The sequence below is a fragment of the Rhizobium altiplani genome, assembly GCF_001542405.1.
GTDB lineage: Bacteria > Pseudomonadota > Alphaproteobacteria > Rhizobiales > Rhizobiaceae > Rhizobium > Rhizobium altiplani.
Genome location: NZ_LNCD01000065.1, coordinates 125,072 through 135,289, shown reverse-complemented (window position 1 = coordinate 135,289; position 10,218 = coordinate 125,072). Strand labels below are relative to the sequence as shown.

General features: G+C 60.1%; 9 protein-coding genes, 1 tRNA gene and 1 pseudogene. 4 read left to right on the top strand and 7 right to left on the bottom strand.

Translation table 11 applies throughout. From position 1 onward, the window contains the following. Positions 1-647 (top strand): annotated as a pseudogene (locus AS026_RS14870) (integrase core domain-containing protein); the annotation flags it as partial. 44 nt (positions 648-691) lie between these two features. Here the strand turns inward: AS026_RS14870 and AS026_RS14865 are convergent. From AS026_RS14865 to xylF, 4 genes are all read right to left on the bottom strand, one after another. Further along, a tRNA-Arg gene (locus AS026_RS14865) sits at positions 692-768 on the bottom strand. Between the two features lie 129 nt (positions 769-897). Further along, a complete protein-coding gene (locus AS026_RS14860; protein ID WP_018116463.1) occupies positions 898-1,680 on the bottom strand; it encodes an ATP-binding cassette domain-containing protein in 783 nt (260 codons plus the stop codon). 15 nt (positions 1,681-1,695) lie between these two features. Next, on the bottom strand, positions 1,696-3,006 hold the full coding sequence (locus AS026_RS14855) for a sugar ABC transporter permease (protein WP_025662836.1): 1,311 nt from the start codon (positions 3,004-3,006) through the stop codon (positions 1,696-1,698). A 253-nt stretch (positions 3,007-3,259) separates the two neighbouring features. Then, a complete protein-coding gene (gene xylF, locus AS026_RS14850) occupies positions 3,260-4,300 on the bottom strand; it encodes a D-xylose ABC transporter substrate-binding protein (protein ID WP_018116461.1) in 1,041 nt (346 codons plus the stop codon). A 225-nt stretch (positions 4,301-4,525) separates the two neighbouring features. Between xylF and AS026_RS14845 the strand changes: the two genes are divergently transcribed. Then, a complete protein-coding gene (locus AS026_RS14845; protein WP_062370394.1) occupies positions 4,526-5,749 on the top strand; it encodes an ROK family transcriptional regulator in 1,224 nt (407 codons plus the stop codon). 92 nt (positions 5,750-5,841) lie between these two features. Here the strand turns inward: AS026_RS14845 and iolG are convergent, their stop codons facing one another. Next, positions 5,842-6,834: an inositol 2-dehydrogenase gene (gene iolG, locus AS026_RS14840; RefSeq protein WP_025662838.1), complete on the bottom strand. Its 993-nt coding sequence runs from the start codon at positions 6,832-6,834 to the stop codon at positions 5,842-5,844. A gap of 154 nt (positions 6,835-6,988) precedes the next feature. On the opposite strand from iolG, the gene AS026_RS14835 reads away from it, so the two are divergent. Beyond that, entirely contained in the window at positions 6,989-7,252 is a 264-nt protein-coding gene (locus tag AS026_RS14835) for a hypothetical protein (protein ID WP_025662839.1), read from the top strand. Here the strand turns inward: AS026_RS14835 and AS026_RS14830 are convergent, their stop codons facing one another. Together AS026_RS14830 and AS026_RS14825 are read right to left on the bottom strand one after the other, a co-directional pair. After that, on the bottom strand, positions 7,253-7,738 hold the full coding sequence (locus AS026_RS14830) for a hypothetical protein (protein WP_062370392.1): 486 nt from the start codon (positions 7,736-7,738) through the stop codon (positions 7,253-7,255). A gap of 54 nt (positions 7,739-7,792) precedes the next feature. Then, positions 7,793-8,800 carry a LysR family transcriptional regulator gene (locus tag AS026_RS14825; RefSeq protein WP_025660468.1) on the bottom strand — a complete coding sequence of 336 codons (1,008 nt, stop codon included), beginning with the start codon at positions 8,798-8,800 and terminating at the stop codon, positions 7,793-7,795. Positions 8,801-9,072: 272 nt separating this feature from the next. On the opposite strand from AS026_RS14825, the gene chvE reads away from it, so the two are divergent. Then, a complete protein-coding gene (chvE, locus tag AS026_RS14820; RefSeq protein ID WP_025660467.1) occupies positions 9,073-10,137 on the top strand; it encodes a multiple monosaccharide ABC transporter substrate-binding protein in 1,065 nt (354 codons plus the stop codon). The last annotated feature ends 81 nt before the right edge of the window (positions 10,138-10,218 follow it).

Here is a 10,218-nt window from a genome sequence, read left to right as displayed (position 1 = left end):
GCCTTCGAGACGACCCGTGAACGCGGCGTCTTCGATGCCTTCGCGCGGGTGTTTGCCGAACGCGGATTGCCGCTTGCCATCCGCTCCGACAACGGCCTGCCCTTCGCCAGCCCGAACGGGCTCTACAATCTCTCGAAGCTGTCGGTCTGGTGGCTGAGGCTCGGCATCGTCTTCGAGCGCATCCGCCCCGGCCATCCGCAGGAGAACGGCCGCCATGAGCGCATGCATCTGACGCTGAAGAAGGAAGCCACCCGCCCGCCGGGACGCAATATCCTGCAGCAGCAGATGCGCTTCGACGCATTCATCAGCGAATTCAACACGGAAAGACCGCACGAGGCCCTGTCGATGAAGGTGCCGGCCGAAGTCTACCAGACCTCGGCCGGCACCTATGAAGGGCTGCCCGAGATCAGCTACCCCTTCCACGACCGCGATGCCATCGTCACCAATTGCGGCCGTCTGCGCATCCATCGCAAGAAGATCAACATCTCAACCGTCATGGCCGGCCAGAAGCTCGGCCTCAAGAAGTCGACGACGGCATTTGGCTCGTCAGCTTCCTGCGCTATAATCGCGGATACATCGACCTCGAACAGAGGACATTGCAAACAATCGACAACCCGTTCGGCACGAGGTTGTCACCGATGTCTTAGGTACCGATTGTGACCTATGTGTCCGGGTCGGACACGAGAGTTAATGGCGCACCCGACAGGATTCGAACCTGTGACCTTTGGAATCGGAATCCAACACTCTATCCAGCTGAGCTACGGGTGCATGCCGAGGCGCTTGAATCGCCTTGTCCGATGCGAGGTTCTTAGCCTAGCTTCTCGCTGGCTTCAATCTACAAAATGAAAAGTCCGCCGTTCTTGCGGCCGGCGGACTTTTATGTCTCACGTCTGCGGGTTAGACCTGCATGGCGCCGGGGCCGGGGATGGCCTTTGGCGGCACCTTGCCGAGGATGATCATGCCGAGCACTTCGTCCTTGGTGACATCTTCGGTGCGGGCATGGCCGACGACCTGGCCGTTCTTCATCACCGAGACACGATCGGCGAGGTCGAAGACGTCGTGGATGTCGTGGCTGATCAGGAAGATGCCGATGCCTTCCTTCTTCAGCTGCTTGATCAGCTCGCCGACCTGCGCCGTTTCCTGGGGCCCGAGAGCCGCCGTTGGCTCGTCCATGATCAGGATGCGGGCATCGAAGAGGATCGCGCGGGCGATCGCCACAGACTGCCGCTGGCCGCCGGAAAGTGCTTTCACCGGCTCCTTGAAGCGGCGGAAGTTGGGGTTGAGGCGGCCCATCACCTCACGCGCGGAGGCTTCCATGGCGACGTCATCGAGCGTGCCCCACTTCGTGCGGATCTCGCGGCCGAGATAGAGGTTGGCGGCGGCATCGACGTTATCGGCGACGGCGAGCGTCTGGTAGATCGTCTCGATGCCGTACTTCTTCGCATCGCGCGGATTGCGGATGTCTGCCGGCTCGCCATTGATCAGGATCTCGCCGCTGTCGCGCTTGTAGGCGCCGGAGAGGATCTTGATGAGCGTCGACTTGCCGGCGCCGTTGTGGCCGAGAAGGGCGACGACTTCGCCGGGGTAGAGATCGACCGAAGCATTGTCCACAGCGTGGATGCCGCCGAAGGAGATCGAAATGTTTTTCATTTCCACAAGGGGAGTGCGTTGATCAGTCATATCTAGGACTCCTCTTTACTTCGACCGCGAGCGATAGACGGTGTCGAGCCAGACGGCAACGACAAGCACGGCGCCCACGACAACATTTTGTATGGGCGTGTCGACGTTGGCGAGGCCCATCCCCGATTGCAGCGACTGCATGACCAGCGCGCCGAGCATTGCGCCGGCGATCGTACCGGTGCCGCCGGCGAGCGAGGTGCCGCCGATGACGGCTGCGGCGATCGTATAGAGCTCGTAGGTCGTGCCTTGCGAGTTGGCGGCGGCGTTGAGGCGGGCGGTCGAGATCGCCGCGGCAACAGCCGCGAGAAAGCCCATAAGCGCGAAGATCCGGACGGCGACCCAGCGGGTCTTGATGCCGGCGAGCTCGGCTGCTTCAGGGTTGCCACCGATCGCGAAGACGTAGCGGCCGAAGCGCAAGCGGGTGGCGATGAAGGTCATGACGATGCCGACGAGAATGGCGATCAGCACCGGCACGGCGATGCCGTAGGAGATGAAGAGCCCCGTTTCCGGCCAGGCGATGTTGTTGGCTTCGGCGTACTTCTTGGCGATCGCCACCGGCCAGTAATAGATGGTGGACACCCAGATGGCGCCAAGGACTAGGGTGCAGCCGAGAACTGCCAAGAAATACTCTGCCCAGAGTGGACGGCGTGGGAAGTTGAAACGCTTGCGCTGGTGGCGCGAGCCGATGATGCCGACGACGATCAGCACACAGGCGACAAGCCCGATGATCCAGCTCCAAGTGGCTCCGACAGCCCCTTCAGCGCCCCCGCCCATAATGCGGAACGTCGTGTCGAGAGGTGCGACCGTCTGGCCCGATGTCACGTACCAGGCAAGACCGCGCCAGGCGAGGAAGCCGCCGAGCGTGACGATGAAGGAGGGGACACCCAGGAAGGCGATGATGACGCCCTGGAAAAGACCGATCAGCGTTCCGGCAACCAGACCGCAGACCAGCGTGATCAGCCATGTCCAGGAGTTGTCGAAGCCGAGGTACTGCGGCAGGAATTTCGCCTGGACGACGCCCATGATCATGGCGACAAGGCCAAGCATGGAGCCGATCGACAGGTCGATGTTGCGGGTGACGATGACAAGCACCATGCCGGTCGCGAGAACCGCGATTTCGGTCGTCTGGACCGAGAGGTTCCAGAGGTTGCGCGGCGTCAGGAAGAGCCCGCCGGTGTAGAGATGAAAGCCGATCCAGATGACGAGCAGCGCGGCGACCATGCCGAGCAGGCGCGTGTCGATCTCGGTTGCGCGCAGGAAGCGCGTAAAAGCGTTGCCCTCCGCCGAGCGCGGATGGCTCGATGAGGATTGCGTGATGTTTGCCATGGGTTTGCCGTTTCCCCCATTGTTTGGGGCCGTGGCGCGGGTGCCCGAAAAGCCCGAACCGAGGTTGCCCTGTTCTTGAATTGACCACCGAGAGACTTCCGAAATGGCCGCTCAAGGCGCGGCACTATTCTGGCAGGGAATCAAAGCGTTCGGTGCGTTACGAGGCGGGAGTGTCCGTGGAGGAGGCACCATCCGCATCCGGCGCCGCAACGAGACCGCTGCGGCGCCGGCGTGTTGATTGACCTGGCGAAGATTAATCGCAGGCCTTGACGCTGCCGGCCTTTACGCCCTGGCAAGCTTCAGCCTTGGAAATCCAGCCGGCGTCGATGACGACGTTCAGGTTGTCCTTGGTGATGGCCTCCGGCTTCAGGAAGATCGACTGCATCTTCACCTTCTTCGGGCCGCCCTCGAAAGTGGTGACACCGTCGATCTTGTCCATCGTCTTGCCACCAGCGAGGTCGAGCGCGATTTCAGCAGCGCGCTTGCCGAGTTCGCGCGAGTCCTTCCAGACGGAAACCGTCTGAGTACCAAGCGCGATGCGGTTCAGAGCAGCCTTGTCGGCGTCCTGCCCGGAAACCGGAACGGTGCCTGCCATGCCCTGTGCGTCGAGCGCGGCAACAGCGCCACCGGCGGTGCCGTCGTTCGAAGCAACAACGGCGTCAACCTTGTTGTTGTTGGCGGTCAGGAACTGCTCCATGTTGCGCTGGGCGTTCTGCGGCAGCCAGCCGTCGGTGTAGGCTTCGCCGACGTTCTTGATCTTGCCGGCATCGACAGCAGCCTTCAACACTTCCATCTGGCCCGAGAACAGGAAGTCCGCGTTCGGGTCGGACGAAGAACCCTTGATGAAGACGTAATTGCCTTCCGGCTTGGCCTTGAACACGCCTTCGGCCTGCAGGCGACCGACTTCCTTGTTGTCGAAGGTGATGTAGAAAGCAGCCGGATTTTCAATCAGGCGGTCGTAGCCGACAACCGGAATGCCTTCAGCAGCAGCCTTTTCGATGGCAGGGCCGATAGCATCGCTATCCTGGGCGAGAACGATGAGTGCATTCGCGCCCTGCGAAATCAGCGATTCAACATCGGTCAGCTGCTTAGCGGCAGACGACTGCGCATCAGCGGAAATGTACTTTGCGCCCTTGGCTTCGAGGGCCTTCTTGATGGCGGCTTCGTCGGTCTTCCAACGCTCTTCCTGGAAGTTCGACCAGGAAACGCCGACGACGAGATCAGCTGCCATTGCGGCGGTGTGCACCGACACGAGGATGGCCGCCCCGGCCATCAGCTTCAAAACAGACTTCATAAATATCCTCCCGAGTGAATAGCGGCCAGCCCCAGCCAGTGGTTCCTCCGGCCGCCGCGGTTCGCTGGCGAGAAATTTGAATTATTTTCTCGACAGTCGAGAAATTAAGTGTCAGAGATTTTTTCAACTGTCAACACCGCACTACCGGCTTCGTTGCGTCGCGAAAAAATTGCTGGAGATGGGGTGTGAGCGAGGGCGGAATGCGAGGGGGAGAGGCCGGCATATATGCTGACCAAGTCGAGCACGGAGTTGGTCCGGCAGAGAAACAGCGTCCTTGTGTTAGCTGCGCTTCGACGACATGGGGCGCTGGCGCATACAGAGATTGCCGACTTTACGAAGCTTTCCTCCGCGACGATTTCAGCAATCACGGCTGACCTCGAAAAAGCACAAATCATTGAAAAATCCGAGCAGCAGCCAAGTAGCGGAAGAGGGCGTCCGCGCGTGCTGTTTCGACAGCGGCGCGACTGCGGCTACCTTGTCGTCGTAATCATTTCATCGGACGGCGTGCAATATTCGCTGGTCGACTACGCAGGCAAACTCATCGACCGGTTCAGCGAGGAAAGGTCGCATGATCCTGCCGGTGCCGAGCGGTTTATTGCCTCTATTAAACAGGGGCTTGCGCGCATTCTTTCACGCTCGAAGCTGCCCCAGGAAAAGGTGCTGCTGATATCGATCAGCAGCAAAGGCCTGGTGCATCCGACCGACCCTGTACTGGTGTGGTCGCCGATTTTCGGCAGCAATCAGATCGACTTCGAATCGGCCTTGCGGCCGGATTGGCAGGCCAGGATTTTTCTGGGGAACGAGACACAGCTCGTCGCAGCCGCACTCGGCGCACATGAAGCGAATGCGAGGCCGGTTGATTTTCGGTCGCTCGCCGCCTTGTCGCTCGGACATAGTGTCGGGCTCGGCATCGTCCGGAGCACGGGGCAGGGCGAGCGTGAAGTGTCGGCCCCAAATTTTGGACATATGTTGCATATGGCAAACGGCGGCCTTTGTCGCTGCGGCAGCAGGGGATGCATCGAGGCTTATGCTGGCTTCTACGCCATTTTGCGCATGGCCTTCGAAGTGCCGCTCGACACGATCCCAGCCAAGTTCGTGCCGGTCGCCGAGCTCGACAAGATCGCCGCCCAAGCGCGACAGGGGCACCGCATGTCTGCCTTCGCATTCAGGCAGGCCGGTATTGCACTCGGAAATGGGCTCTCGCGTCTGCTAAGTCTGACAGAACGCATGCCGATCGCCATCACCGGGCCGGGAACGCGTTACTATGATCTGTTGCGACCGGGGATCGAGGAAGGGCTTGGCCAGACGCATGTCGTGCGGATGGAGGGAATGCCGGAGATCCGAGCCGTGCCCGACGAATCGATCCTCGTGTTCGAGGGTCATCTCGACCGGGCATTGTCGGTGATCGATCAGGAGCTGGTCTTGTCCGGTATCCAGGGATCGGATTAGCGGTGCGCCTAGCGGATCGTGCGGATGGAACGAGAAATGGCCGGGCAGGGACCCGGCCATTTCACAGGTGGCTTTCGGTCGGGAGAGGGCCGTCAGCCAATCTTGATGAGCTTGCCTTCCTTGACGGACTGCACGGCGGCATCGGCAAGCGCGAGGGCAGCCAGGCCATCGGCGCCCGACGGCGAGATGGTCGCGCCCTTTTCGATTGCGGCGATGAAGCTCGCGATCTCGTTGGCGTAAGCTTCGGTATAGCGAGTCATAAAAAAGTCATGCAGCGGCGGACGGGTATAGCCGTCGCCGTTGGCGACCTCGATCGAGACCGGACGCTGGTTCTCGGCAGCGACCATGCCCTTCGAGCCATGCACTTCGATGCGCTGATCGTAGCCGTAGGTGGCACGGCGGGAATTGGAGATGATTGCCTGCTTGCCGGATTTGGTCCGCAGGATCACGGAAACGCTGTCGTAGTCGCCGGCTTCGCCGATCGCCTTGTCGACGAGGACGGCGGCGGTCGCGCTGACGGCAACTGGCTCTTCGCCGAGCAGGAAGCGGGCCATGTCGAAGTCATGGATCGTCATGTCGCGGAAGATGCCGCCCGAACGCTTGATGTAATCGACTGGCGGGGCGCCAGGATCGCGCGAGGTGATCGTTACCATTTCGACATCGCCGATTCGGCCATCATCGATCGTCTTGCGAACAGCCATGAAGTGCGGGTCGAAGCGTCGGTTGAAGCCGACCATCAGCTTCGCCTTGGTCTCGTCGACGACCTTGATGCAGGCCTTGACGCGGGCAACGTCGAGATCGATTGGCTTTTCGCAGAAGATCGCCTTTCCAGCGCGCGCGCATCGCTCGATCAGTTCGGCGTGGGTGTCGGTCGGGGTGCAGATGACGACGGCGTCGATATCCTTGGCGGCTTCGATCGCGTCGATCGTGCGGACCTCGCAGCCGTAAGCCGATGCGATCGCTTCGGCGGCCTGCGGAAAGGCGTCGGCGACGGCAACGAGCTTGGCATTGGCATCGCCGCTGACGGCCTTCGCATGAACCTTGCCGATACGGCCGGCGCCGAGAAGACCAAATCTGACTGTCATGAGAACCTCCCTTGAATTCGGAACAAATGAACCGAACTGTGATGCTTGTGGAATTTTCATTCCATTTAATGGCTGCCGCGTCAAGCCCGGCGCTCTTTCACATTTACGGAATCCATCCTAAAGACATGTCATCGAAATACCGCGCGGGATAAATATGCAACTCATCGATCCGAACCATCCGGCCTATCGCCCGCTGTGGGCTCGCATCCTGATTGTGGCCGTTTGCTTTGGCTGGGCGCTGGTCGAAATGATCACTGGCGATCCATTCTGGGCGGTCCTGTCGGGCGGCGCGGGCGTCTATGCGGCCTATATGCTGTTCTGGAACTACAAGCCGCAGTCGCCGGAGGCGGACACGGCGCCATCTTCCGATGACGCGGAAGAGGCAGAAGATACAGAAGCCAAGAAGGACGCTGACTAGTCAGCGGGCAAGGCGACGCAGCGCCTGGTCGATCAGCAGGTTCGCTATCGTCATCCGCTTGGTGGCGTTCTCGCGGAACAGCTGGTTGACGCGATCGGGATGGTTCTGCTTGGCAAAGGCGCGGCGCTTTTCGCTGAGGCTCTGGGCTGTATCGCGCGCAGAAATGTCCAGTTCGGCCGCAATATCTTCAGGCGCGATGCGCTCGAGGTGATCGGGCATCACCGGCTCGGGCTCTGGTTCAGGAGGCGGCAAGGGCTCAGGCGACCGCTCGGCCACGGTCTCCGACGCGGCGAATTCCATTGTCTCGAAATATGCCTGGTTGGGTCGCGCTGACGACGCCGAGACGCCTTCCATGACGTCGAAGGCGAGGCCGGTATTGAGACCGCTTACGCGGGCGGCGGCGGGTGCATCCTGTTCGACGGTTTCGTCGTCCTCCGCCTTCAGGCGGTCGAGCACGGACTGGAACACGGATTGGCCGAACAGCATGATTGCCTCCCTTGGAGGGGCGCATTAGATCCGAACAAGGTGGTGCAAGGCTTGTCAGAGCACTCCCGCCTTCTTGCTTTCGGCCAGTACCAGGTCATAAAGCAGCCGTGCGCTCGGGGGCAGCGCACGTTCCTTGACCGTTATCAGGCTGTAGGGCCTGACGTTGATCTCGAAATCGATCGGCAACACCCGCACATCCGAAGCCTTCGACCGATGGGTCGCCAGGAACTGCGCCACATCGAGCGCGATCGGCGCGATCGCATCCGTCTGGCAAACCGTCGCACAGGTGAGCAGCAGCGAAGAGGTGTTGACGATATTTTCCGGGAGCAGCACGCCGCGAGAAAGGAAGAGGTCCTCGATCGTCCGGCGCAGGAGCGTTCCCGCTGGTTGGAAAACCCAATCATATTGTGGAAGGTCCTCGAGGGAGGCGACCTTCTTTTTCAAGAGCGGATGGCCGCCCCGCACGATCAAACAGGCCTTCTCCACGCCGATTTCCTGGACCTGGAAGAGGCGCGGGTTGAGATCATCGGGAATGCGGCTGATGATGAAGTCATGCTGGGCGGCGAGCAACTCGCGGGCAAGCACGTTGCTCGTTTCAACCTGTATGGTGACCTCTATGCCGGGTAGGGCGCTTCTAACGCGCTTTATCGCCGGCACGACCAGGCTCATGGCTGGGGCAGTGACGGCGCCGATAAAGACGGTACCTCCCTTGCCCGTTTTCAGTTCGGCGATTTCCCGGCCCGCCTCGCGCAGCTCGAGCATGATCTTGCGCGCGCGTCTGGCGAGCGCCTGTCCGAAGGTCGTCAGCACGACGCCGCGTGCCACGCGTTCGTAAAGTGGCGTCTTAACGATCGATTCCATTTCGGACAGGATTCGCGAGGCTGCCGGCTGTGAAATGTTCAGCGCTTCGGCCGCCGCGGAAATCTGCCCGCTATCTTCGATTGCGACGATCATTCGCAGATGATTCAGCTTGAGACCCAATCGCAAAAAGGCGTCATCGGCAAAGACATCCGTATGAATGTCGACGTGACCATGCGTCTGCGGGTCCGAAATGATCGCCATGGTTGCGGCCTCCCATCCGCGTTCCATTAAAAGTAATACTTTTTAACGATATACCAAAATTGTTATGCACTTTACCAGTTATTCTATTTGACAGTTATGGGATTCCATACCAGTTTGCCGCCGTGTGCTGGTTGGCATTCAACACGTGAGAGCGTGGAGGAGACCTACTTCGTTTCTCACCATCTGAAGTAATTATCCAAGACGGAACCTGCCACAGTTTCGGGGCGGGCGATTTTTCGCACGCGCGTTTATTAACTAAGGGAGAGAGAGATATGAAATCCATTATCTCGTTGATGGCAGCGGCGGCCTTTGGCGTCGCTTCGTTCGTTATGCCGGCTATGGCAGCCGACAAGGGCACTGTCGGCATTGCGATGCCCACGAAGTCGTCCGCTCGCTGGATCGACGACGGCAACAACATCGTCAAGCAGCTCCAGGACGCTGGCTATGCCACCGACCTGCAGTACGCTGACGACGACATTCCGAACCAGCTGTCTCAGATTGAGAACATGGTCACGAAGGGCGTTAAGGTTCTCGTCATCGCCGCTATCGACGGCACGACGCTTTCCGACGTTCTCCAGAAGGCTCACGACGCAGGCATCAAGGTCATCGCTTATGACCGTCTGATCCGCGACTCGGGCAACGTCGACTATTACGCAACGTTCGACAACTTCAAGGTTGGCGTTCTGCAGGCAACCTCCATCGTTGACGCCCTCGGCCTCAAGGATGGCAAGGGCCCGTTCAACATCGAGCTCTTCGGCGGTTCGCCGGACGACAACAATGCCTTCTTCTTCTATGACGGCGCAATGTCTGTTCTGCAGCCTTACATCGACAGCGGCAAGCTGGTCGTAAAGTCCGGCCAGACCGGCATGGACAAGGTTGGCACGCTGCGTTGGGACCCGGCAACGGCCCAGGCTCGTATGGACAACCTGCTCTCGGCTAACTACACCGACGCGAAGGTCAATGCAGTTCTGTCGCCTTACGACGGTCTGTCCATCGGCATCATCTCGTCGCTGAAGGGCGTTGGTTACGGTTCCGGCGATCAGCCGCTCCCGGTCGTTTCCGGCCAGGACGCTGAAGTTCCGTCGGTCAAGTCGATCATCGCTGGCGAGCAGCACTCCACGATCTTCAAGGACACCCGTGACCTCGCAAAGGTTACCGTCGGCATGGTCAACGCTCTGATGGAAGGCAAGGAGCCTGAAGTCAACGACACCAAGACCTACGACAACGGCGTCAAGGTCGTTCCGTCCTACCTGCTGACCCCGGTCGCAGTTGACAAGACCAACTACGAGAAGATCCTCGTAGAAGGCGGTTACTACAAGGCTGACCAGCTGAAGTAATAATTGTACCAAGTTGGCCGGAACCCGCTGCTTGCGGGTTCCGGTCTTCAATTTTATGATCGCCGCGTCCCTTTGGCTGCT